Annotated in this window: 25 protein-coding genes; 20 read left to right on the top strand and 5 right to left on the bottom strand. The window is 43.8% G+C overall.

Features of this window, described 5'->3' with window-relative positions; all coding sequences use genetic code 11:
- Position 1: 1 nt before the first annotated feature.
- On the top strand, positions 2-448 hold the full coding sequence (locus WC407_RS02335; RefSeq protein ID WP_373020830.1) for a hypothetical protein: 447 nt from the start codon (positions 2-4) through the stop codon (positions 446-448).
- Between the two features lie 435 nt (positions 449-883).
- Here the strand turns inward: WC407_RS02335 and WC407_RS02330 are convergent, their stop codons facing one another.
- From WC407_RS02330 to WC407_RS02315, 4 genes are read right to left on the bottom strand one after another with little or no spacing between them, the layout of a single operon-like run.
- Positions 884-1,174 (bottom strand): J domain-containing protein, encoded by a 291-nt coding sequence (locus WC407_RS02330; protein WP_373020828.1) that lies wholly within the window; start codon positions 1,172-1,174, stop codon positions 884-886.
- 13 nt (positions 1,175-1,187) lie between these two features.
- On the bottom strand, positions 1,188-2,330 hold the full coding sequence (ftsZ, locus tag WC407_RS02325) for a cell division protein FtsZ (RefSeq protein ID WP_373020826.1): 1,143 nt from the start codon (positions 2,328-2,330) through the stop codon (positions 1,188-1,190).
- Between the two features lie 18 nt (positions 2,331-2,348).
- Positions 2,349-3,743, bottom strand: coding sequence for a cell division protein FtsA (gene ftsA / locus WC407_RS02320; protein ID WP_373020824.1), 1,395 nt, complete (start codon positions 3,741-3,743; stop codon positions 2,349-2,351).
- Positions 3,744-3,745: 2 nt separating this feature from the next.
- Entirely contained in the window at positions 3,746-5,212 is a 1,467-nt protein-coding gene (locus WC407_RS02315; protein ID WP_373020819.1) for a SurA N-terminal domain-containing protein, read from the bottom strand.
- 119 nt (positions 5,213-5,331) lie between these two features.
- Between WC407_RS02315 and WC407_RS02310 the strand changes: the two genes are divergently transcribed.
- From WC407_RS02310 to WC407_RS02240, 15 genes are all read left to right on the top strand, one after another.
- Positions 5,332-6,627, top strand: coding sequence for an adenosylmethionine--8-amino-7-oxononanoate transaminase (locus WC407_RS02310; protein ID WP_373020817.1), 1,296 nt, complete (start codon positions 5,332-5,334; stop codon positions 6,625-6,627).
- Positions 6,628-6,685: 58 nt separating this feature from the next.
- The gene (gene rsmH, locus WC407_RS02305; RefSeq protein ID WP_373020815.1) at positions 6,686-7,606 is read left to right on the top strand and encodes a 16S rRNA (cytosine(1402)-N(4))-methyltransferase RsmH; all 921 of its coding nucleotides are present in this window, start codon (positions 6,686-6,688) and stop codon (positions 7,604-7,606) included.
- Positions 7,603-7,881 (top strand): hypothetical protein, encoded by a 279-nt coding sequence (locus tag WC407_RS02300; protein ID WP_373020813.1) that lies wholly within the window; start codon positions 7,603-7,605, stop codon positions 7,879-7,881. Before rsmH ends, WC407_RS02300 begins: the two co-directional genes overlap by 4 nt.
- A gap of 174 nt (positions 7,882-8,055) precedes the next feature.
- A complete protein-coding gene (locus WC407_RS02295; protein WP_373020811.1) occupies positions 8,056-8,340 on the top strand; it encodes a DUF2018 family protein in 285 nt (94 codons plus the stop codon).
- Between the two features lie 7 nt (positions 8,341-8,347).
- Entirely contained in the window at positions 8,348-8,758 is a 411-nt protein-coding gene (locus WC407_RS02290; RefSeq protein WP_373020805.1) for a hypothetical protein, read from the top strand.
- A 13-nt stretch (positions 8,759-8,771) separates the two neighbouring features.
- Positions 8,772-9,662, top strand: coding sequence for a polyprenyl synthetase family protein (locus WC407_RS02285; protein ID WP_373020803.1), 891 nt, complete (start codon positions 8,772-8,774; stop codon positions 9,660-9,662).
- The gene (gene hemA, locus WC407_RS02280) at positions 9,662-10,954 is read left to right on the top strand and encodes a glutamyl-tRNA reductase (RefSeq protein ID WP_373020801.1); all 1,293 of its coding nucleotides are present in this window, start codon (positions 9,662-9,664) and stop codon (positions 10,952-10,954) included. Before WC407_RS02285 ends, hemA begins: the two co-directional genes overlap by 1 nt.
- Positions 10,954-12,657: a proline--tRNA ligase gene (locus WC407_RS02275; RefSeq protein WP_373020799.1), complete on the top strand. Its 1,704-nt coding sequence runs from the start codon at positions 10,954-10,956 to the stop codon at positions 12,655-12,657. Before hemA ends, WC407_RS02275 begins: the two co-directional genes overlap by 1 nt.
- Positions 12,654-13,061 carry an FxsA family protein gene (locus tag WC407_RS02270; RefSeq protein ID WP_373020797.1) on the top strand — a complete coding sequence of 136 codons (408 nt, stop codon included), beginning with the start codon at positions 12,654-12,656 and terminating at the stop codon, positions 13,059-13,061. The genes WC407_RS02275 and WC407_RS02270 overlap by 4 nt, the downstream gene beginning before the upstream one ends.
- Entirely contained in the window at positions 13,015-13,851 is an 837-nt protein-coding gene (locus WC407_RS02265; RefSeq protein ID WP_373020795.1) for a DsbA family protein, read from the top strand. The genes WC407_RS02270 and WC407_RS02265 overlap by 47 nt, the downstream gene beginning before the upstream one ends.
- A gap of 3 nt (positions 13,852-13,854) precedes the next feature.
- Positions 13,855-14,796 carry a hydroxymethylbilane synthase gene (hemC, locus tag WC407_RS02260; protein WP_373020793.1) on the top strand — a complete coding sequence of 314 codons (942 nt, stop codon included), beginning with the start codon at positions 13,855-13,857 and terminating at the stop codon, positions 14,794-14,796.
- Between the two features lie 7 nt (positions 14,797-14,803).
- Entirely contained in the window at positions 14,804-16,618 is a 1,815-nt protein-coding gene (locus WC407_RS02255; protein WP_373021092.1) for a menaquinone biosynthesis decarboxylase, read from the top strand.
- A 102-nt stretch (positions 16,619-16,720) separates the two neighbouring features.
- Complete coding sequence (locus tag WC407_RS02250) at positions 16,721-17,056, top strand: c-type cytochrome (protein WP_373020790.1); 336 nt, start codon at positions 16,721-16,723, stop codon at positions 17,054-17,056.
- A gap of 88 nt (positions 17,057-17,144) precedes the next feature.
- Entirely contained in the window at positions 17,145-18,530 is a 1,386-nt protein-coding gene (argH, locus tag WC407_RS02245) for an argininosuccinate lyase (protein WP_373020788.1), read from the top strand.
- 11 nt (positions 18,531-18,541) lie between these two features.
- Positions 18,542-19,006 carry an OsmC family protein gene (locus WC407_RS02240; RefSeq protein WP_373020786.1) on the top strand — a complete coding sequence of 155 codons (465 nt, stop codon included), beginning with the start codon at positions 18,542-18,544 and terminating at the stop codon, positions 19,004-19,006.
- Between the two features lie 108 nt (positions 19,007-19,114).
- Here WC407_RS02240 and WC407_RS02235 read toward each other — a convergent pair whose 3' ends face one another.
- Positions 19,115-19,471 (bottom strand): histidine triad nucleotide-binding protein, encoded by a 357-nt coding sequence (locus tag WC407_RS02235; RefSeq protein ID WP_373020784.1) that lies wholly within the window; start codon positions 19,469-19,471, stop codon positions 19,115-19,117.
- A gap of 111 nt (positions 19,472-19,582) precedes the next feature.
- On the opposite strand from WC407_RS02235, the gene pheS reads away from it, so the two are divergent.
- Genes pheS through WC407_RS02215 form a run of 4 tightly spaced genes read left to right on the top strand, consistent with a single transcriptional unit; the run spans position 19,583 to position 25,009 of the window.
- Positions 19,583-20,575, top strand: coding sequence for a phenylalanine--tRNA ligase subunit alpha (gene pheS / locus WC407_RS02230; RefSeq protein ID WP_373021091.1), 993 nt, complete (start codon positions 19,583-19,585; stop codon positions 20,573-20,575).
- Positions 20,572-22,905, top strand: a complete 2,334-nt coding sequence (gene pheT / locus WC407_RS02225) for a phenylalanine--tRNA ligase subunit beta (RefSeq protein ID WP_373020782.1) — start codon at positions 20,572-20,574, stop codon at positions 22,903-22,905. Before pheS ends, pheT begins: the two co-directional genes overlap by 4 nt.
- A complete protein-coding gene (aroA, locus tag WC407_RS02220) occupies positions 22,902-24,179 on the top strand; it encodes a 3-phosphoshikimate 1-carboxyvinyltransferase (protein WP_373020777.1) in 1,278 nt (425 codons plus the stop codon). The genes pheT and aroA overlap by 4 nt, the downstream gene beginning before the upstream one ends.
- Entirely contained in the window at positions 24,176-25,009 is an 834-nt protein-coding gene (locus WC407_RS02215) for a 4-hydroxy-3-methylbut-2-enyl diphosphate reductase (RefSeq protein WP_373020775.1), read from the top strand. The genes aroA and WC407_RS02215 overlap by 4 nt, the downstream gene beginning before the upstream one ends.
- Positions 25,010-25,071 lie beyond the last annotated feature (62 nt).

Below are 25,071 nucleotides of genomic sequence, written 5' to 3'. Positions count from 1 at the left end.
CATGTCTGAGTACAGTCTTACTACAGAGATCATCAATCGCTCTCAATTGAAGATTTGGGATGAGGCAAAACTCGAATGGAATCTCTATCAAATATACGAAGCTGAAGAGCCAGAGAGATGTCTTTGTGGACATTTTCCAATAATGGAAATCTGTATTCTCAAAAATAAATTAAATGGACAACTTGCCACTGTAGGAAATTGTTGTGTTAAAAAATTCATAAGTCTTCCATCTGATTTAATATTTCAAGCAGTAAAGCGTGTTAGAAAAGACAAACAAAAATCATTAAATTCAGAAGCCATTCAACACGCATATGATAAAGGATGGATTAATAAATGGGAATATGATTTTTCTTTTAATACCATACGTAAAAGGAATCTGTCTGAAAAGCAACTCAATACTAGAATTAAAGTTAATGAAAAAATGCTTGCGAACATGAGGCGACACTAATAGTAGCTAGCAAACCAAAAAATAGGAAAAATAGGTGTTAGGTATTCAATCTTCACTTTGACCGTTTTACGCCTAGGTGCGGTTTAGGCAGTTGGAATAAACGTATATGTTGGTATCCTACCATTTTGTGGGCAAAAAGAGAAGATACCATAGCGATCCGAAGGGGTGATTAAGCCCTTCGTTTTTGATTAGTACAGAGCGGGTACGAACACCATCAGCACTAAAAAAATCACTATGTAAATTGATAACAAAGGTTTCCCTTTGGGTGAGTTCCCACCCGCCCCAACCTTGCCGTATAGACAAAAAAAAAGGGCGATGACCCTAAAGCCACCGCCCACTCACCTATCCGTTAATCAGACGGAAAGGATTCCTTTGTATCAATTACAAAGAAAGTATAACATAAAAGCAAAAAAGTGTAGAAGAGCTAAAACTCTCCTATCTCCCCCCAAACTTCTTCGCCCACCACTCTTGCGGGGTGAGGGTTTTTTCTTGCAAGAAAGACTCTTCCAGATTGTATTCATAAGCGGAACAATATTCGAGCAATATTGCATAAGCTTCATTAATTTGGGTACTCATGGCGTGAGCCGTTTTGGGATCATCAGGATGCTTATCGGGATGCCATTGTTGCATCATAGTTTTGTAGCGGGATTTAATATCGGAGAGGGTGACTTTGTCGCTCAGGCCAAGGAGCGTTTTGGCCTTTATGAGCTTGTCAAAAGTAAGCATGGAAGAGGAAGAATTAATCTCTTTGTTGACGCATAAACGTCGGTACGTCTAAGAAATCTTCGGTATAGTCGCCGTTTGCAACCCTTTGAACCGCAGGTCGAGCAACCACACGCGGTTTTTCGGCTGCTGCGGCAATAACCTCTTTGTTTTCAAATTCATGGTTATTGATCCCCATTGCCGCTTTTTTCTCAAAACCGGTTGCAACAAGAGTTATACGGATAAAATCTTTTGGTAATGTTTCATCAGTGGTCGTACCGAAGATAACATCCGCGGATTCATCAACACTGTTGTGTACAACATCCATAGCGGCAGAAAGTTCCATAAACGGAAACTCAGGGTGCATGCTGAAGTGTACCAATACACCGAGTGCGCCGTTAACCGACATATTGTCAAGGAGCGGAGATTCGATCGCATTTTTGATCGCTTCGTACGCTGCATTCTCCCCTTTGTATTCGCCCACACCCATAAGAGCCAATCCACGGTGGCTCATAACGGTTTGTAAGTCGGCGAAGTCAAGGTTGATGTCATTATCACCACTGGCAAGAATAACACCTGATGTACCGCTAACGGCGCGAGCAAGTACGCTGTCAACGATTTTGAAACTCTCTTTGATCCCCAGTTTCGGATCAATGATAGAGAGCAATTTATCGTTTGGAATCACAACGATACAATCCGATTCATTTTTAAGTTCATTGAGACCGTCTTCGGCAAGTTTAAGACGCTTTTTCCCCTCAAACGAGAACGGTTTGGTGACAACGGCAATCGTAAGTGCTCCCACTTCTTTTGCAATTTTAGCAATAATCGGAGCTGCACCTGTACCGGTACCGCCGCCAAGACCTGCAGCTACGAATACGATATCCGCACCTTCTAATGCACGAGCAAGGTCTTCATAGCTCTCTAATGCCGATTCTTTACCCACTTCAGGCTTCATCCCCGCACCCAACCCTTTGGTCAACTTTGCACCCAATTGGATTTTAGTGGCTGCTGAACCTTGTTCCAAAACCTGAGCATCGGTATTCGCGATGATAAGTTCAATTCCAGGAATGGCTTCCTTAAGCATATAGCCGATCATGTTTCCGCCGCCGCCGCCGACACCGACTGCTACAATCCGTGCCCCTGTTAGTGATGTTGATTCTTCAATTGAAAATGGTTCCATGCTTGCTCCTTGACGTGATTAAAAAAGTTGAGTTGCCCAATTCCAAAACTTGGAAATTGGGTTTGGTTGTTCGGTTTGAACAGGTTTGTTAGACCCGATATTGACCATCTTTTGAGCTTCCGTTTTCTTCTCTTCCTTGATCGGTTCGACCGCAGGGGGAGGAGTAGGAACGGTAGGCTCAAATTCAGGCACCTCTTCATAGACTGGATGGGCGTGATGCGCAAGCGGCTCTTCGCTGGCATAGCGCATACGTTTATTGACATCGATTTCGTACGGAGTATATCCGCCCGCAGAGTATTTGATCAATCCTACCGCACCGGAGTATGAAGGATCTCTGAGGGTATCAAACAAGCCCCCCATATCGGTCGGTTTTGCAAGACGTACCGGCATGTTGTCTAAGATAGCAACCGCAAGTTCACGCAATCCTTCGATCTTGGTAAAACCGCCGGTAAGAACAACACCCGCTCCCAAATGATCTTTAAGACCGCTTTTTTCTAATGATTGGGCAATAATCATGAGCGTCTCTTCGACGCGTGCATAAATGACATTGTGCACCACTTCAAGAGAGACTTCATGGGTAGCATTTTCATCTCCGATGACCGGAAGCTCAATGAGATCATTGCTGGGTGCATAGAGTGAACCATACGTCATTTTAACATTGTCAGCCGTGTGCAAAGGGGTGTGCAATGCCATAGAGAGATCGTTGGTGATGTGATTTGAACCGACACCTAAAAAGTCGTTGTAGCGAATGGCATGACCGGAGTGGATAACGATGTTGCTCGTGTTTCCACCCATATCGACGACAGCGGCACCGAGCTCTTTTTCATCATTATTCAGTACGGCAATCGCCGAAGCGTATCCGCTAAGGACAACGCTCTCTACTTCTACACCGGCAGCTTTAACGGCTTTGCGCAAATTATTGAGATTTGACTTTTGGGTAGTGATAATATGGGTTTCCACTTCAAGACGTGACGCATTCATCCCAAGCGGATCTTCAATGAAATCTTGGTCATCTACTTTGAAGTTATACGGAAGGGCGTGTAAGACTTCAAATTCATTCGGGATATTGGCATTGTACAACGACGTGTGCATAACGCGGTTAATCTCTTTGAGGGTAATTTCTTTATTAGGAATATTGACGATGCCGCTAGAATTTAAACTTTTTGTATAGGCACCGGAGATAGAGACTATTGCACTTCTCAGTTCTGTTCCTGCCACCCGTTTTGCATCATTGAGAGCGCTTTTAATTGACTTGCTTGCCAGCTCAATATTGGTGATACTCCCTTTCCGAAGCCCCTGTGCTTTGGAGATACCGGCTCCGATAATTTGGGCACTGTTATCGGTATCGATTTCGGCAATAATCGCACATACCTTAGTCGAACCTATATCGATGGCTAAAACCGTTCGTTTCAAAATCAAATCCCCTCTACATAGATTTCAACTGGATACTTGCTCTCAAGTGCTTTTATAAGCCCCCCGTCCAACAAGTTTCCTTTGAGCTTCGCTACGGTAGTTTCATCAGCTACTTTGGTGTCTTGAAGCAACTTTTGTTCCAAAACGTTATAAAGAATAACATTTCCGCTCTCAAGAGTAACAAAACCTTGTTTTTGTTTGGAAGCGAAGAGTTTTGTTAGAAATTCTGAGGCCTCAGTAGTGCTCAAACCGCTTAATTTAGCCGCATCCGTGTGGGTTATAAAGTCGGTTGTATTTCCTTGAAATGTTTTATAACTGTTTTGAGCTAACTCTTGAAGTTTGGCTTTTTTCGCTTCTGCAAGATAAAGTCCGTTCACTTCTTGTTTGGCTTCTTCAAATGTTTTAATGACGGATGGATTGTACGAATCGAGTTTAACGACAATGTACTCGTTTCCGACTTTACGCGGTTTCAAAAAAGGCTTTTGGGTACTAAGTGCGCTGATCTCTTTGGTGATAGACGGATCAAACGGCGAGTTTGATGCACTAAGAGTTTGCTTCTGAACCGTAACATCTGATTTGAGAGCACCTTTTTTGAAATCGATATAAAGACGTAAAGCCTCTTTCTCAGTCGCCGCATCATTGAGGGCAGTTATGATCATTCCGCGTGCTTGTGCAAGATCAAGCAGTTTTCCCTCGGGACTTTTTAGGAGTTGGTGGTTGGCTGCATAATAATCGCTGATCTCTTTTTCACTTGGGTTAACACTAACCGGTGATTGACGAACGATAGAGAGGGTATAGCTCGGTTCGGTCTTAAACTCTTTTTTGTTCTTTTCCCAATACCCTTTAAGAGCTGTTTCATCAGCACTCAATGCAATCATATTGGGTGAGAGAATTTTATAGTTTAGTTTATCAGCAATACCCATAGCACTGCTAAGGGTTTTGGTTTCCAAGGATCGATTGCCAGAGGTGAGGAGGTAAAGAGTTTTTTGAATCAGCAATTCACGTCGAAGATTGGCTTCGTACTCTTTTTTGGTTTTATGGTTGCTTTTGAGCAACTCTTCATACAGTGTTTTGTCAAATCCGCCGTTCTTTGCAAACATTGCTTGTGAGCTGATTGTGCGGAGAAGCTCATCATCCGTTACGATAAGGCCATAACTTTTTGCAAGGTTAAGAACGAGCGCTTGGTTTACAAGCTGGCGCAGGGCTTGACGCTGAAGGCCAAATTGTTTGGCCTGCTTTTCGTCAAATTTCCCTTGGAAAAGTTGATTGTATTGTTGGAAAAGGGCACCGTACGTTTCTTGCAGTTCACCGGAGGTAATAGATACATCCCCGACTTTTGCGACGGCTCCGGCTTTGTCGCCGTAACTGTATTGTCCCCATCCCATAAACCCAGCTCCGATAAAAGCAATGGTCGATATCCAGATGGTTATGACAAGGTATTTTCGATGGCGTTGCATCCAAGTAATCATTAAGACGCCTTTAGTAGTGTAAAATTCAGATATTTTATTAGGTTTACCATTAAACTTGGATGAAAAAGTGTTTCGCTAACATATGTTATCACAATAATAACTCGAATGGTGAGGTTTATATGAATAATTTCGAGATGTCGAGACGAGATTTGAACGTTGTATGGCACCCGTGTACTCAAATGAAAGATCATGAGACGATTCCCCTTGTTCCGATTCGACGCGGAAACGGAGTTTATCTGGAAGATTTTGAGGGGAATAGTTACATTGATGCGATCAGCAGCTGGTGGGTAAATTTGTTCGGTCATTGCAATGCGTATATCAATACGAAAGTCAAAGAGCAACTCGATACGTTAGAGCACGTCATATTGGCCGGATTTACCCATGAGAGTGTGGTGCGTCTCTCTGAGCGACTGGTTGGCTTGGCACCCAAGGGGCTAACACGCTGTTTTTATGCCGATAACGGTTCGAGCGCTATCGAAGTGGCATTGAAAATGTCTTACCACTCCCATAAAAACAGTGGACGAGAGAAACCCCTGTTCGTCTCTCTCAGTGAGAGTTATCATGGTGAGACGTTAGGGGCATTATCGATCGGAGATGTGGCTCTTTATAAAGAGACCTATGAGCCGCTGCTCATTCGCGCTATCCAAACTCCCTCACCTGAAGATCAATCCGAAGAGGCGGCTTGGGAAGCGGCAAAAGCATTCAGAACTCTTTTGGAAACAAGAAGCGATGAAATTGCGGCCTTAATCGTCGAACCGCTTTTACAAGGGGCAGGGGGAATGCGAATGTATCATCCGCTGTTTTTGCGTGAAGCCAAAGCGCTGTGCAAAGAGTTTGGAATCCATTTTATCGCCGATGAAATTCTGGTCGGATTTGGACGGACGGGAAGTATGTTCGCGTGCGAACAAGCCGATATCACCCCCGATTTTTTGATCCTCTCCAAAGGGTTGACAGGGGGATATTTACCCCTCTCGGTTGTACTGGCTACCGAAGAAATTTATAACTCGTTTTACTGCGATTATGATCCGGCTCGTTCTTTCTTACACTCACACAGTTATACCGGAAATGCACTCGCTTGTGCCGCTGCCAACGCAACTCTTGATATTTTTGAAAAGGATAACGTGATAGAGAATAACCGTGTTATAAGCGCATTGATGGGGGAACATTTAAAACGCTTTTCGGGAATGAAACGGGTTAAAGAGATACGTCAATGCGGTATGATCGGTGCCATAGAATTAGAGGGGTTTGAGCCTCAAGAGCGTATAGGGCTAAAGATTCATCAGCACTGTTTAACGAGGGGGGTAATGATCCGTCCTCTGGGGAGTGTCATTTATGTAATGCCACCGTATGTCATTACAGCTGAACAGTTGGGCGAAGTTTTTGATGCTATCGAGTCGGCACTAAAAGTGATTTAAACGAGTTGTTAGTGAGCAGATGATACCATAATGCAATTTTTTTAAAGGGCTGCAAAGCGTGCAAGAGATTCCTCATATTCCTGTTCTGTATCGTGAAGTGATCGAAGCATTTTCCCCGTGTGACAAGGGGAGTGTTATCGACTGCACGATGGGGTACGGCGGTCATACCTCTTTGCTGCTCGAAAACAACCCCTCTCTCAAGCTGATCGGTATCGATCAAGATCCTACCGCGATTGCCTTTTCTACCAAGCGGCTTGAACTTTTTGGTCATCGTGTGGAGATACGACGCGGCCGTTTTTCCGAAGTGGCCAAAGCGGTTATGGGAGAAAAGGGGGGAGAAATTTGCGGTATTTTGGCCGATATAGGTGTTTCATCCTTGCAACTCGATCAACGCGAACGTGGATTTTCGTATGAGAGTGATTGTCTCGATATGCGGATGAATCCCGATGCGCCGCTCAGTGCCAGCGAGGTCGTCAATACCTATTCGCAGAGTGAGTTGGAACGGATTTTGCGAGAGTACGGTGAAGTGACCAATTCGCGTAAAGTGGCTGAAACAATTGTTTCGCGTCGTCCCTTTGCCTCGGCGAAGGAACTTTCCAATGCAATTTTTCATCTTATGCCCAAGGGTAAAAAGATCCATCCCTCCACCCTCGTGATGCAGGCGATACGGATCGAAGTGAATGATGAACTGGGAGAGTTGGAGCGGTTGTTGGATGCGGTGGAGGAGTCTGAAATCTCTCGTATGAGAGTAGCGATTATTACGTTTCACTCCCTCGAAGACCGGATCGTCAAACAGCGTTTCAGCGCATGGGCAAAAAACTGTATCTGTCCCGATGAGGCGATGCGATGCACCTGCGGGAACAACCATTCGATCGGAAAAGTGATCACCAAAAAGCCGTTGTCGGCACAAGAGGATGAGCTTCGAGCCAATCCCCGAAGCCGAAGCGCAAAATTACGAATATTTGAGATAAACCGATGAGCGAAAAGCACGATATTTTAGAGGAGACCCATTCGATCATCAACCCTGATGAGACGATGGGGCCATTGTTCTTACGCAATGTCTTCGTAGGAATATTTTTGGTCCTTATTGTCGTGTTCCCTAAAATCTTCATCAACACCCAAATCTACTTCAAAAGCCGTGAAATTTCTACTTTGACTCATGAACATGATTCCCTTCTGGAAGAAAATCGATTGATCCGAGCCAAAGTAGAATCACTTCGCTATAAACATAAGGTTTTGGACACCCTGTTTTAAATTATTTCTTTAATTTCCTTTTCTTTAAAAATAAAATATACATTTAAATTCTATGCATATAAGAGCTACTAGATTAATCCTATTCTTTTATTTTTACTCTGTATCTCCTTTTTTTATGCACCTAAGAATTCAGATGGTATAATCGCCGACTTAAATTGATACTTTGGAGATACGATGTATAATTTGTTTGAAGACGAAGATGATATTTTCCAAGGTTCGCCGAAAAGCAAGTTTTTGGATATCGTTTTTAATGCCAATCGTGATTTAGTTCATAATGAACTCGCCCGTTTGATGGAGCGTATGGCGGTTATGGAATTGCTGCTTCATGAACAATACGGCGAAGAGGGTATCGATCAAAAAGTGCGTCAATATGAGTTTGAACGTGCGGATGATGTCGATATGATGGCTAAAAATCTTTATATTATATCGGTCGGAAACGTTTTAAGCCGAAACGAGTAGTATAGTCGTGCAAAAGGGTTTACTTTTTTTGCTGATGATGGCAGTGGCATCGTACTCTGCTCCTTGGCGTGAAAGTAAAACCTTTCTCCTCAAAAAAGATGAATTGGCCAAGATTATGGTCAAAAGCACAGGGCAAGAGCGGTTATTTAATTTTCGATGGACCCTTTACACCGATAAAGCATTGGTGGTACATGAGAGTTTTGATCGGATTGTCGGTCAGCATATGCTTGAGGGGACGAGTCAAAGTTTCAGCAAACGTTTTTTGTCGGCAAATAAAAGTGAGCGGGATGTCCCGTATGCGCTTGTTGTGTTTAAAAAGTTTGACGAGGAAAATCAAACCGCTCAGTTTGATTTACTGCTGTTTGATAAAGAGAATCGGGTCAAATTGGATTATTTGACGAAGACGACAGAAAAATAGAATAAAGTAGGGTATGTTGGAACGGGTAGAAGCCATAATAGCGCAATTGGTCGATGAGGTCGGATATGCGAATGCAAGCAAACTTTTCGCAAAACTTTCCGGCGGTAAACGTCTTCGGGCGCGTCTTATTCTTACCATTGCCCCTGAAGCGCCTACCGCACCTTTGCTCGGGGCGATTGTTGAGCTGATCCATGCGGCGAGTCTGTTGCACGATGACGTTATCGATGAAGCGATGGTTCGTCGCGGAGTCGAATCGGTCAATGCGACGCACGGCAGTAAAATGGCGATTATGCTCGGCGATATCCTCTACTCAAAAGCGTTTAGTGAGCTTACCTCGTTTGATCCTCTTATCTCACGCGCTATCGCCGAATCGGTGACCAAACTCTCCGTAGGAGAGATGATGGACGTTGAAATGGCAAATGCCTTTAATACCGATCGAGACCTGTATCTCAAAATGCTTTATCTCAAAACCGCAACCTTAATCGAATCGTGTGCCTACAGTGCGGCAATTTTGGCCGGAAAAGATGCGGATGCCTATGCAACGTACGGCAAAAATCTCGGATTGGCCTTTCAGATCGTTGATGATATTTTGGATATTACGGCGGATGAAGCGACGCTCGGCAAACCTTCGCTTAACGATTTTTCTGAAGGAAAAGTTACCTTGCCGTATATCGACCTGTATGAGCGATTGGATCATGAGCAGCAAAAGCGGCTCCTTAACAATCATGCCAAAGTCTTGAGTACAGAAGAGAAGGTGTGGATTCGTACTAAAATGGATGAAAACAGTATTATTGAACACTCATACAAACATGCCCGTGTTTTGTGTGATGAAGCAATCGGTGCGATCGGAGATGATGTCGCGTTGCGCGCCATTATTGAGTCCGTTATTCAAAGAAGTCATTAATGCACTATCTAATCGTCAGCTTTTCACATAAAAATTCCACCCTCGCTATCCGAGAGAAACTCGCTTTTGTGGATGAAACACGGCAGTTGAGTGCGATGGAGGAGTTGTGGAAAACGGCATACATCAGTGAGGTGATGATCCTTTCCACCTGCAACCGTGTTGAGATTTTTTGCAGCTGCAATGATACGGAAGGGGCGAGAGACGCTATTTTTGCCTTATTGACGAAACGTTCGGGGTTAAGTCACGAAGAACTTCATACCCGTGCCGATGTATTTGACGATCAAGGGTGTATCCACCATCTTTTCAGCGTTGCGAGTTCGCTCGATTCGATGGTGGTGGGTGAGACGCAGATCGCCGGACAGCTTAAAGATGCGTTTAAACTCTCACAGGATCACGGTTTTTCGATGCAAAAGCTTTCCCGTGCAATGAGCTATGCGTTTAAATGTGCCGCAGAGGTTCGTAACGCAACCAATATCTCTTCCAAACCGGTATCGGTTGCAAGTGTCGCCGTGGCCAAGGTCAAAGAGAGATTAGGTGATCTGAGCGGTAAACGGGCATTGGTTATAGGTTCAGGTGAGATGTCGGTGATTACCTGTAAACATCTGGTGGCACAAGGGGTGGATGTTACGGTAATGAACCGTACTTTTGCCAAAGCCGAGGTGATTGCATCTGAGTGTAATGCGCGGGTACGATCGTTTGAAGAGATTGCCTATGCCATCAATGAAAACGAGCTGTTATTTACCTCTACCGGATCGATCCATCCGATTATTACCGATGAGATGATCCGTCCGTTTGAATCTAATCGGGTTTGGTTTGATATGGCGGTTCCTCGCGATATCGAGTGTGATCCGAGTGTATGGGGAATCGATTTGTTTTATGTGGATGATCTCAAAGAGATTGTAAGTGAAAATATTGCACTGCGTGAAGATGAAGCTAAACTCTCGTATGTGATCGTCAGCCGCCATACGATCGGATTTTTCGAGTGGCTTAAAACGCTTACGATTGAACCGTTGATCAAAAACCTTTATACCCGCGCCTATCACTCTGCGCACAAAGAATCGGCACGGGTTATCGAACACGGTTTTATTCCGAAAGAGTATGAATATGCGGTGCAAAAAGCGACCGAACAGGCATTGAAACGGTTCTTGCACCCTTTTGCAAGCCGGATGCGTGACGGTTCCGATTCGATGCGAGTGGATGCATTGATCGAAGCAATGAGTTTTTTAATGGAACAAGATGAGGGCGAAGAGATGAGCCAAACCAGCTGTAAATATTACCCAAAAGGACAATAATGCGTTTTTCAAGAGCCTATATACCTACTACTAAAGAGTCACCTAAAGATGCTCAACTTCCGAGCCATATCTACCTCTCACGAGCAGGATTTGTGGCACAGGTGGCGAGCGGTCTTTATAATTTCTTGCCGTTAGGAAAACGGGTTCTTCGTAAAATTGAGAACATTATTAATGAAGAGATGGCGATATGCGGTGCTCTCGAAGTCGATTTGAGCTTTGTTACTCCGGCAGAGCTGTGGCAGGAGAGCGGGCGTATCGAAAAATTCGGTAAAGAGCTTCTCCGTTTCCGTGACCGCAAAGACAACCTTTTCGTCCTTGGGCCTACCCATGAAGAGATGATGGTCAGTATCGTCCGTAACCGCATTACCAGTTACAAGCAGCTTCCTCTCAACGTCTATCAGGTCAAAACCAAATTTCGTGACGAAGCGCGTCCGAGATTCGGATTGATGCGAGCGCGTGAGTTTGTAATGAAAGACGGATACAGTTTCCACTCTTCCACGGAAGATTTGGATCGCGAATTTGATGCAATGGAAGCGGCATACAAACGAATTTTAGAGCGTCTTGGATTGACATTTCGTATTGTAGAGGCAGACAGCGGAGCAATCGGCGGTACAGGTTCAAAAGAGCTGATGGTATTGGCTGAGAGCGGTGAAGATACTTTGGCCGTGTGTGATACCTGCGAATACGGTGCCAATGTCGAAGCGGCACGCCGTGCACCGCGCACTCTAATCCCTGAAGCGCCGCAAGCCGATTTTGCCCGTTTCAAAACCCCCAATATCAAATCGATTGATGATTTGAGCAACTTTTTCCATGTCGATCCGTACTATACCCTCAAAGCGGTGGTTATGCGCGCCGTTTATACCGAGGGGAGCGAGCCGGTTTGTTTCTTTATTCGCGGATGCGATGAGCTTCAAGAGGTCAAAGCGCGAAACAGTGTCGGCGCAATCGATTTGGTCGATATCAGCGAAGCGGAACTTATTGAAATCGGTTTGGTACCGGGCTTTATGGGACCGCTCGATCAGGATAAAATCCGTTTTGTTATGGACAATGATACCCGTAATGCAACCGCGATGATCTGTGGTGCGAATGAAGTAGATTACCATTTCGTCGGTGTTGATTTAAGTGTGATGAACGAAGCCGTATTTGCGGATTTGGTAACGGTGCAAGAGGGGGATGGATGTCCTCATTGCAGCGGCAAGATGGAACATACTAAGGGGATCGAAGTCGGGCATATTTTTAAACTCGGTACCGTCTATTCCGCACCGCTCAAAGCGGAGTATTTGGATGAGAATGGACGATCCCAGCCTTTCATTATGGGAACCTACGGGATGGGAGTCAGCCGCCTAGTAGCAGCGGTCATCGAGCAGCACCATGATGAAAAAGGGTGTATCTGGACCCATGCAACCGCTCCGTATTTGGTCAATGTTATGGTCTCTAATATCAAAGAAGAAGCCCATATGGCGTATGCGGAAGAGTTGTATACTACACTTCAATCTCGCGGAGTTGAAGTGATATTGGATGATCGTAAAGAGCGTTTCGGATTTAAAATGTCGGATGCAGAACTGATCGGATTCCCGTTTACGGTAATCGTTGGAAAAGAGCTTGAAAACGGTTCTGTGCAAATTATGATTCGTGCTACACGCGAGATGATTACCGTCGATGCGGCGAACGTAATGGAAAAAATCGAGGAATTGCTTCGATGATCTATTTCTTGATCTACCTTTTTTTAGAGGTTATGGTCACTACCGATATTGCTTCGCGGATCGGTGGAGTTGCAACATTTATCGAGATTATTGCGAGTGCGGTATTGGGGATTGTAATTTTACTCAATTTCCGCCATACTTTAAGTGAAAATATTCAAGCTTTACAAATGCGTCAGATCGATATGGATGGATTTACTCAACGAAATCTCATGGGACTTTTCGGTGCTATTTTACTGATATTGCCGGGATTTTTAGGCGATATTCTTGGCCTTTTGATGCAATTCACCCTTATCTCAAAACTGTTGATTAACCGTTTTTCGAGAAAATATCAAAAACCAAACCAACCAAAGGAAGATTATGTCATTGATGCCGAAATTATCGACGATACTCCTACTCTCCGCTAGCCTTATAGCGGCGAGTGATGCAGATATAGTCGCATTTTTAAAAAAAGGGATCGGAAGCAATCCTAATGTCTCTAATTTGCAAATTGAAGTAAATGGAAAAAAAGCACTTCCCGGAATGAACGGGTGGCAAGCGTATTTTGTGAGTATCAATGCCGATGTAAAACAAGGCTCCGATAGCCGTCATATCATTCAAAACGGAACGTACTTCGTAAACGGTGATATTATTGCACCGGAGCTTGTTAATCTTAAAACGGGTAGTCGTCTAAATGATACGGTTGCTCCTGATTTTAATACGGCGTTTTACACAAAAGCCAACCTTATCAGCGGCAGTAGCGAAGCCAAAAATAAAGTAGCGATTTTTTCCGATCCGTTGTGCCCCTTTTGCCGTAAATTTGTACCGGAAGCTTTGGATTATATGAGTAAATATCCGCAAATATTTGCAGTTTATTATTACCATTTTCCTCTTACAGGACTCCATCCTGCTGCAGCGACATTGACCAAAGCGGCAATTGCTGCCGAACAAAACGGCACGGACAATGCTGTGATCGGATTGTACAAAGTGGATGTTAATGCCAATGAAAAAGACGATCAAAAAATTCTTGATGCCTTTAACCGTACGTTCAAAACCAAAATTTCCCTTGCCGATATTAAACGTCCTTCGGTGGTAAAACAGTTTGATATGGATCAAAATATTGCACAATCAATGATGGTGGCCGGTACACCGACGGTCTTTTTTAACGGCCAAAAAGATCCCTCTAAAACAAAATACAAAGATGTAAAGGTTAAATAATTGATGAAAAAACTCACCATTGCGACACGCGGAAGCAAATTGGCTCTTTGGCAATCTCATCACATCAAATCGGTGATTGAATCGCATTTCAGCGATGTCGAGGTTGAGCTTAAAATCATTATCACTTCAGGCGACAAGATTTTGGATGTTCCTCTTGCTAAAATCGGAGGTAAAGGGCTGTTTCTTAAAGAGATTGAAGAGTCTATGCTTCGAGGTGAAGCTCAGATGGCGGTGCACTCACTTAAAGACGTTCCGACTGTGATGCCGAAAGGGTTATTGCTTTCTGCTATTACCACGCGAGAAGATGTGCGTGATGCTATGTTGAGTGAAAAATATCCCGATATCGCTTCACTTCCTCAGGGAGCTACTGTCGGTACCTCTTCATTGCGACGTCGTATGCAGCTTGCCATGGAACGCCCCGATTTAGTGATCAAAGATTTACGCGGAAATGTCGATACCCGTATCCGTAAGCTCAAAGAGGGGGAGTTTGATGCTATTATCCTTGCTGCTGCAGGGATTAACCGCCTTGGATTGAGTGAGAACGTAGGATATTTCTATCCGATTTCACTCGATGAGATGCTTCCGGCAATGGGGCAGGGGGCTTTAGGGATCGAGACGATTAATGAGCCGTGGGTACTGGAAATTGTAGAGATACTCAATGATCGAAACACCCATATCGAAACAGCAATTGAACGGGGATTTGTTGACACCTTGCAAGGGGGATGTCAGGTTCCTATCGGGGTAAGCGCACGTGTTCAGGAGAACGGTGAAGTTGTAGTTCGCTCGATACTCGGACTTCCCGATGGCAGTGAAGTGATGGGTGAATCGATTCGTGTTAGCATAGACAATACCGAAGGGGTTGGTGAATCTATGGCCGCACGTTTGATCGATCAAGGGGCGATGGAGCTTTTGCAGCGTGCAGAAGCCATGGCATCCAAGGAATAATATGGATATGAAAAAAACGCTCGATTTACTCAGAGCAAATAATGAATTGCGGGTGATCGATACTCCATTGGATGTGGTACTTGAAATCCCGCATTTAGCTTATGCAGAGGTAAAAAAACAAGACGGCGGAAAAGCACTTCTTTTTACCCATCCGATTGATAAAGCACGCGGAATTACCTATGATACGCCAGTGATTATGAATCTATTCGGATCGTATGCCCGCACGGAATTGCTCTTTGGCAGAGATATCGAAGGGGTTGCAACAGAAATTGAAAATCTTCTCCACATGAAACCGCCTCAAAACTTCAAAGAGAAGTTGGGGATGTTGGGTGATTTGTTCGCGATGAAAGACATTTTCCCGAAAAAGCTTAAAACACGCGGTAGTTGCCAAGAGACTATTAAACAAGGCGATGAGATCAATTTGTACGATTTGCCGATTTTGACCACCTGGGAAGAAGATGGCGGCCCTTTTATAACCATGGGGCAGGTTTATACCCAAAGTCTGGACGGTAACGTTGTCAATCTCGGGATGTACCGCTTGCAAGTGTATGATAAAAATCACTTAGGACTCCATTGGCAAATTCACAAAGATTCATCCCATTTTTTTGACCAGTATCAGCGTGCCGGCAAAAAGATGCCTGTCTCCATCGGAATCGGCGGCGATCCGCTTTATACCTGGTGTGCAACGGCACCGTTGCCGTACGGTGTAAATGAATTGCTCTTGTACGGCTTGGTCAAAAAAGAGACGTTAAAACTGGTACAATCGATCACTACGCCCCTTTATATTCCTGAAGATGTTGATTTTGTCATCGAAGGATGGGTTGATCCTGAAAAACTCGTTCTTGAGGGACCATTCGGAGATCATACCGGATATTACACCCTAGAAGAGCACTACCCGGTTTTAGAAGTAAGTGCGATCACAAATCGAAAAAATCCCCATTTCCTAGCAACGGTTGTCGGTAAACCGCCGCTGGAAGATAAATATATGGGATGGGCCACCGAACGGATATTTTTGCCGCTTCTTAAAACCAATGCAGCGGATTTGATCGATTATCATATGCCGGAGAACGGGGTATTCCATAATCTTATTTTGGCGAAAATGAAGCCCTTGTACAAAGGACATGCGAAGCAATTTATGCATATATTTTGGGGATCAGGGCAAATGAGTTTTGTAAAACATGCCCTCTTTTTTGGAGAAGATGCTCCAAAATTGAACAATTATGAGGCTTTGATTACCTATGCATTGAACCGATTTATCCCTAAATGTATCTTTATCTCTGAGGGGATTACCGATGCTCTGGATCATTCCAGTCCCGAAGCTCTTGTCGGTGGAAAAATGGGGATTGATTTAACCGCTTCATACTCACCTATGGCTCCGATATCGATACAAAGTACCGAGTTACTTGAAAAATTACGACCTTTGATCCCTGAAATATCCGATGTGACACAGTATATGCGTCATACTGCCAATCCTATTACCGTCATTAGTATCTCTAAAGTACGTGCGCTTCGCGAGTGTTTTTCTCTTTTGGAGTCATTGAAAACGTATTTGCGAATTGTTGTTTTTGTGGATGAAGCGAAAAATGATATACACAACCCATACATGCTGATTTGGCGAGTGACCAATAATATGGATGCGGTTCGTGATGTGTATCGCAGTGAATCGATTGTTGCGATAGACGGTACGACTAAAACGGATTTAGACGGATTTGAGCGCGAATGGCCAGGAGATGTAGAGTGTACCCCTTCTGTGGTGCAACGACTCAAAGAGCTTTCACTTTGGGATTTAGATCTAAAATTAGAGCAAAAATATCGTCTATGACGCTTTATTTCCCCTTTTTTAGGGGATTGTAATTAAGCACTTTATTAGATTTAGTAATGTAACATTAATAAAGATTTTATTTAACGAGGAAGACCAATTCCGATGTACAAATTTTATGCTACAGTAGCAATTACTTTATTGGCTGGTTCGACATTGTTAAATGCAGCCACCTACAAAGGGCAAAAAGTTTATATTGAGACATGCAAAGCGTGCCATGGCGGCGGTCAAGCACTTGCCGGATCAAAAAAGCAGCGTGTGTGGGGGAAAATGATGGATAATAAAGGGGAAAAACTTGCCGAAATTCACCTCTCCTCTAAGAAAGCACAACCTTCATGGGAATATTTCAGCAGTCGTAATTACTCCAAAGATGCTAAACATCTTGAAGATTTTTTAGTAGATTATGCGTCTGATAGCGGTAATGTGCCGGCTTGTAATTAATCATCTCCTCCCTTTTACCGCTTTGCGGTAATCTTTTCTAAACCAAAGTTCGCTAAAATACCTCACTTACTTATTATTCGGAGATACTATGGAAAAAATGTGGTCCGGACGTTTCGCGCAAGATGCGTCAACCCTTTTAGAAAAATTTAATGCATCCATTATGTTTGATAAAAAACTCTATCGTGAAGACATTGAAGGCTCAATCGCACATGCTCAAATGTTAACCCATCAGGGTATTTTGACTCATGAGGAACTAAGTGCGATTGAATCAGGGATGGCACAAGTGCTTGAAGAGATCGAATCGGGCGTGTTTGAGTGGAAAATCGGTGACGAAGACCTTCATATGGCGATCGAAAAACGGCTTACGGCAATCGTCGGCGAAGCGGGAAAAAAACTTCATACGGCGCGTAGTCGTAATGATCAGGTAGCGCTCGACTTCCGGCGCTTTGTTTTACGTAAAAACCGTGAAATCGTTGAACAAATCAAATCGTTAATGGGGACGATCCTCGATATTTCGCGCGATCATACTGCAACATTACTTCCGGGTATGACGCATTTACAGCACGCTCAGCCGATTAATTTTGCGTTTCATCTGCTTGCGTATGTTTCAATGTTCAAACGTGATTGCGAGCGATTTGAGAGCAGTGCGGCACGTAATAATATCTCTCCGATCGGATGTGCCGCACTCGCCGGAACTCCTCATAATATTGACCGTGAGATGACGGCTAAAACGCTCGGCTTTGATTCGGTGAGCGTCAATTGTCTCGATACGGTCAGTGACCGTGATTTCGCACTGGAAATTTTGTTTAATATTTCGACGTTAATGATGCATATTTCACGACTGGCCGAAGAGATCATCCTCTGGTCGAGTTATGAGTTTCGTTTTGTGGAACTTTCCGATGCGTATTCGACAGGTTCGTCTATTATGCCTCAAAAGAAAAACCCTGATGTACCGGAATTACTTCGTGGAAAAACAGGGCGGGTAAACGGGAACTTGATCGGTCTTTTGACGGTTATGAAAGGGCTTCCGTTAGCCTACAACAAAGATACTCAAGAGGATAAAGAAGGAGTTTTTGATAGTGTTGAGACCGCTGAAATCTCTCTTGAAATCTTGCGTGAAGCGCTTAAGACGATGACCATAAAGCCTCATAATATGGAACGTGCGTGTAAACTTGGACATCTTAGTGCCACCGATTTGGCCGATTATTTGGTTGAGCATTGTGATGTTCCATTTCGTGAAGCGCATCATATTACTGGGCGCGCTGTTGCGCGTGCCGAAGCCCTTGGAATTGATCTAAGCGATATTGAATTCAAAGAGCTCCATGCCATTGATAATCGTATTAAAGAGGATGTATGTCCCTTTTTGGCGATTGAACACTCCATGAATGCCCGAACATCTCAGGGGGGAACGGCAGAGCTGCGAACCCTGGAGCAAATACTCTATTTTGACCACTATCTAAAAGACGTAAAATAAAGGACAATAGTATGAAAATTACCCTCTCCCATCAAGACGGTATGCGCTTTGAAGCTAAAACTGAAAAAAGCAGTTTTATTATCGACTGTCCTCAAATCTCGCCGATCGAATATTTTCTGAGCGGGATTATCGGCTGCAGTGCAACCGACGTTGTGATGCTTCCGCAAAAACAAGGGTATGAGGTTAAAAATCTTGAAGTGGACGGAGACGTTGTCCGTAATGAGAGTGCACCGCGTAAATTTAATTCCCTACATCTTGAATACCGTTTTGATTCTAATGCCGATGATACTATGGCGGCACGCTGGGTTATGGCAAGCTTAGAGACCTATTGTTCGACGATTAACACCATTCGTGACAGCGTCGTTATTACTTATACGATTAAACACAACGGCACTGTAATTCGGGAGAATGAAAAGATGATCAGCGGTGGAGGAAGTGCCATTGATTTTGGCACACTGCAAGGGTGTAATGCATAGTGCAGTTAAAAAAAAAGGACGCAAGGGTGTGCGAGCTCTCTACCGAAGAGAACTCAGCGTTAGCGTAGCCAATCGGGATTTTATTCCGATGGCGTTTAAATCAGATAATTAAAAAAAGTCTTTTGGATCGGCATCAGCGAAGTGTCCCCATCGGAGTTTTGCTCCGCCGATAAGGTGAAAATGGAGATGGGACACTTCTTGTCCGCCGTTTTCTCCGATATTACTGATAATTCGGTATCCGCTTTGATCGACGCCCAGAGTTTTAGCTACTTCTTGCATGAACGTCCCCATTTTTCCCATCAATTCTCCCGGAATATCGTTGAAACTGTCGTAATGTTTTTTCGGAATTACAAGGACATGGACGGGAGCTTTTGGGTTAATATCATGGAATGCAAAAAAGTCCTCATTTTCTTGGACTAAATTGGATGGGATTTCTCGGTTAACGATTTTACAAAAAATACACATAGGTAACCTCATTTTTTAGGGGTATTGTAGCACATGGCGTAAGGCTTGAAGCTTATTATAAAAGAGAATAGATTACAATACGCGAACTTTAAGACTTTTGGAGACGCTATTTTGCAAGAGTGGTATGACGCTATAAAATCGGCCGATTCGATTGATAAAATTGAAGAGATCCGTATTGCCGTATTTGGTAAAAAAGGGATAATGAACGCTGAGTTCGCCCGTATGAAAGATATTCCCGACGCTGAAAAAGGGATGTTTGCTAAAGAGCTGAATATCCATAAAGAAGGGTTGAACGCTTTATTGGTTGAACGTAAACTCGTATTGGCAATGGCCCATTTGGAAGAAACAATGAAGCGTGAACAGATTGATGTGAGCCTTTATTCAACCACCAGTGAGCGTGGATCGTTGCATCCGGTTATGGAGACAATGGATCGAATCGTCGAGTATTTTATCGCGATGAATTTCTCGGTACAAACGGGTCCAATGGTCGAAGATGATTTCCACAATTTCGAAGCATTAAATCTCCCTAAATATCATCCGGCGCGCGACATGCAGGATACGTTTTATTTCAAAGATTCAAAACTTCTCCGCACCCACACCTCTCCGGTACAGATCAGAACGATGCTGAGTACGAAGCCTCCGATCCGTATGATCGCTCCCGGTTCGGTGTTTCGCCGTGATTATGATATCACCCATACACCGATGTTTCATCAGGTTGAAGGGTTGGTGGTTGAAGAGGCCGGAAAAGTATCCTTTGCCAATCTGAAATTTATTTTGGAAGATTTCCTTAAAACCATGTTCGGGGATGTCGATGTCCGTTTTCGTCCTAGCTTTTTCCCGTTTACGGAACCTTCGGCCGAAGTGGATATTAGTTGTATTTTTTGCGCTGGTGAGGGATGTCGTGTGTGCTCAAAAACCGGCTGGCTTGAAGTTTTGGGATGCGGCATTGTTGATCCGAACGTCTTTAAAGCGGTTGGCTATGAGAATGTCAGCGGCTATGCGTTTGGCCTTGGCGTAGAACGGTTTGCAATGTTGATTCACCGTATCGGAGATTTACGCTCGCTGTTCGAGGGAGACGTTAGATTATTGGAGCAGTTTAGATGATCGTAACAAAAAATTGGTTAGATGAATGGATCGATCTAAGCGGAGTGAGCACGGAGCATCTCCTTAAAACTTTTAATGCTATTGGTTTGGAAGTGGATCGGCACGATGTGATCCGTATTCCGGATAAAGTGGTTATTGGATATGTCGAGAGCTGTGAACGTCATCCGGATGCCGATAAGCTAAATGTATGTCAGGTTAATGTCGGAGAGGGTATTCGTCAAATTGTGTGCGGAGCTTCCAATGTTCGTGCCGGAATTTACATTGCCTTAGCAACGGTTGGAGCAGAACTGCCCGGCGGATTAATGATCAAAGAGGCAAAACTTCGCGGCGTAGAGTCTCATGGGATGATTTGTTCAGCAAAAGAGATTGGGTTACCTCCGATGGGTGAGGGGATCATGATCTTTGATCCGAGTATCGGCGAGCTTGAAGCGGGTAAAGCCCTTAATGCCTATGATGTATTTAATGATGATGTGATTGAGATAGAGTTAACCGCAAACCGAGGGGATTGTTTAAGTATTTACGGTATTGCCCGTGATCTTCGCGCCGCGTTAAATAAGCCGTTGCGGGAAACGCTGAAAAAAGAGAAACCGGAAGGGAGACTCGGGATTGGGCGTTTATTACAACTGCATCATAGCGATATGGTCGATGTGGATCTCCGTTTCGGTGCGGTAGAGGTTAAAGAGCTTGAAACCCCGTTTTTAATAGGACTCCGCCTCGCCTTGATTGAAGAAGTATGCAACAGTGCTATGGATGCAATGTTACTCTATACGACGCACAGTACGGGGGTTATCTTACGTGCATACCCTTTTGAAAAATTTGATGATCCCGATACCGCAAAAGGGATTATAACCCTCGAAAATGATGAGAACGGTTTTGCCGCTTTATACGGCAAAGAGAAAGTTTCCGTTATTGGGGTTTCGCAAGCTAAAGAGGCTCATTTCAGTGCTAAAGAGGGGCTTGCTATTATTGAAGCCAGCTATATACAACCTGAAATCATCGCCAAAAAAATGGGTGAAAACAAAGTTCAAAGCTGTCCCCATTACTATCGCAGTTCACGCGGAAGCGAGCCAAAAATTGATTCGGGGATCGATTATGTAATGGAGCTGTTGGAAACTTATTCTTCTTCTCAGATTTATGCAGGAACCATAGAGCTTCAGTCGGCGTATGAACCTCGTACGGTCAGTATGTGCGAAGAAGAGTTTGAATCGTTTATCGGAATGAAAATCGACAAAACGACGATTACAACAATTTTTAAAAATTTGGGGATGGATATCGGTAAACCGAAAGGATCTACCTTTGCTATCGGTATTCCAAGATTTCGCCATGATATTACGAATAAACAAGATATCGTAGAAGAGATCGTTCGTATTGTTGGGATTGATAATATCCCTTCCAAAGCATTGGTTTTTTCAGAAGCGAATCAAATGAGTGATGATTTGTCGGCATACAAAAAAACACGCGAATACCGTCACCGCGCGGCGCAAAGCGGATTTTTTGAGTCTGTTCATTTCGTCTTTAATGAGCGTGCCCAAGTTGAAAAATTCGGGTTTGCTTGTACGGATTCTACTAAAGAGCTTTTAAATCCGATTACTGCGACTTTTGATACGCTTCGTCCGACCTTGTTGGTCGGATTGTTGAATTCGGCTTCTGCCAATGTCAAAGTAAATCAGAAGAAAATTTCATTATTTGAATCAGGGATGGTTTTCGATACCGATCGAAATGAGTCCAAACGGATCGGATTCATTATTTCAGGTCCGATGGAAAATGAAAAAATTGCAAATGCGGGAAAACCTGCACCGGTCGATTTCGCAGCGTTTACCCAACTCATTTCCAATGTAATCGGATCTTTTGATTTGGTTACACATATACCGGTACATACCCTTGCACACCCTTATCTGTGTGCAAAAGTGATGATCGATGGCAAAGAAGCGGGGGAAATATTCCGCGTTCACCCTCATATTGAGGAAGCGTTTGATTTAGCCCAAACCTTTATGTGTGAAATTCATACGGATCTCCTTCCGTATGGGTTAATTGAAGCTGCTCCCTATTCAAAGTATCAAGCATCCTTTCGGGATTTGAGTATTCTGGTCTCTCAAACGCTTACTTTCGATGCGATCAAAGCGGTCATTCAAAAGCATTCGTCTGAACAGATCAAACGCTTTTATCCGGTAGACCGGTATGTATCCGAAGCGTTAGGCGATCAAATGAGTCTTACTCTCCGATTCGTATTGCAGTCGGATGAAAAGACCCTTGAAGAAGAAGATATTAATGCGGCAATGGAGTGGATTTTGAGTGGTCTGCGAGATGAGCTTGGAGTGAGTTTGCGATGACAAAAGCAAAAGTTTATCCTGCACACCCTTTTGTGCTAAAAAGCGATGCAATCGCTCCTGATAAATCGATTTCGCACCGATGTGCAATGTTTGCCGTTCTTGCCGAAGGGGAGAGCCGTATTGAGAATTTTTTACGAGCGGAAGATACCTTTAATACCCTCAAAATCGTCGGTCATCTCGGGGCTGAAATCCATGATGACGGAAAAATTATTACTATTTGTTCTAATGGGATAAAAGAGACATCTGAAATTCTTGATTGCGGCAATTCCGGTACGGGAATGCGTTTGTTTTGCGGGCTCCTTTCCTCAGCTGAAGGACATTTTGTTTTGAGCGGCGATGAGTATCTTAAACGTCGTCCGATGAAGCGGGTTACACAACCCCTTCGAGGTATCGGAGCAAAACTCGACGGTCGAAACAACGGTGATCTAGCCCCCCTCTCTATTCGCGGAGCATCGCTTAAAGCCTTCGATTATACTTCCCCGATTGCGTCGGCGCAGGTTAAAAGTGCAATGATGCTTGCCGCTTTGCGCTCTGATGGAGTTTGTACCTTTAAGGAACCCGAGCTTAGCCGCGATCATACGGAACGTATGCTCAGAGGGATGGGTGCCCAGGTGGAAATAAATGGCCTTGAAACGAAGATTTGGCCATTGAAAGCCCCTCTTTCTCCCTTAAATATCCGCGTCCCTGCTGACCCTTCCAGTGCCTTTTTCTTTGCGGTGGCGGCAGCTATAACTCCGGATTCATCTGCTCTGATTGAAGGGGTTACCCTTAACCCTACCCGTATCGAAGCCTTTAAAGTACTTGAAAAAATGGGTGCTAAAATCACCTATACTCTTATCGATGAACGCTATGAACCGATCGGAAATATTTACATAGAATACGCACCGCTTAAAGCGGTACGTGTCGAAGAAAATATTGCATGGCTGATTGATGAACTTCCCGCATTATCTATTGCTATGGCGTGTGCCAAAGGGACAAGTTATGTCAAAAATGCCGAAGAACTTCGGGTAAAAGAATCCGATCGGATCAAAACGGTTGTTGACAATTTGAATCTGTGCGGTATCGAAACCGAAGAATATCCGGATGGCTATGCGGTAATCGGTGGAGAACTTAACGCTGCATCTATCAAGAGTTACGGTGATCACAGAATAGCAATGAGTTTTTTAATCGCAGGGTTAAAATGCGGTATGGAGGTTGAGGATATCGATTGTATCAACACCTCGTTTCCCAACTTTTTTGAACTTCTTTCACAGTGCGCTCGAGTAGAAAAATGAAAATTCAGCTTGCCGAGAGTTACGGATTTTGCTTCGGCGTTAAACGGGCTATTAAAATCGCCGAAGAGAATAAAAACTCTGCAACTTATGGTCCTTTAATCCATAATGCCAATGAAATCGATCGCCTTAAAAATGATTTTAACGTGGCATTGAGTGAAAATATCAATACATTTAAAGCAGGAGATATTGCGGTTATACGGACTCACGGTATCCCTAAACAAGAACTTTCTCTCTTGAAATCACGAGCGGTTAATGTTGTCGATGCTACTTGTCCTTATGTGACCAAGCCCCAGCAGATTTGTGAAGAGATGTCGGCTCAAGGGTATGATATTGTTATTTTCGGAGATGAAGCACATCCTGAAATCAAAGGGGTCAAAAGTTACGCCGATGAGCATGTTTTTGTTGTAAACAGCGGGGATGAAGTGGATCTTTTACGATTACGGGAAAAAGTAGCGGTCGTTGCCCAAACAACCCGTAAAATTGAAGAGTATCAAGAGATTGTCGGGAAACTGATGGCGACGCACAAAGAAGTCCGAGTTTTTAATACGATATGCAATGCGACGTTTGATAATCAAGACGCCGTTCGGAAACTCTCTCAAGAAGCCGATGTTATGATTATAATCGGGGGGAAAAACTCTTCTAATACGAAGCAACTCCATTCGATTGCAAAAGATTATTGTACGGACAGTTATCATATTGAAAGTCAAGATGACCTTCAAGAGAGCTGGTTTAAGGATAAAAACTTTTGTGGTATCAGTGCCGGTGCTTCTACTCCGGATTGGATTATTGATGACGTAATCAAGCGAATCCAAGCAATTTCAAACTCTTAAAAAAACATCGTCTAAACTCCAAAAAAGCATTTTTTCGCTATAATCAGCCAATTTTTAGTTAC

This window comes from Sulfuricurvum sp. (genome assembly GCF_041651515.1).
In the GTDB taxonomy this organism is placed as follows: Bacteria; Campylobacterota; Campylobacteria; order Campylobacterales; family Sulfurimonadaceae; genus Sulfuricurvum.
Note: the sequence above shows the minus strand (reverse complement) of the source record. Positions and strands in the feature narration are given on the sequence as shown.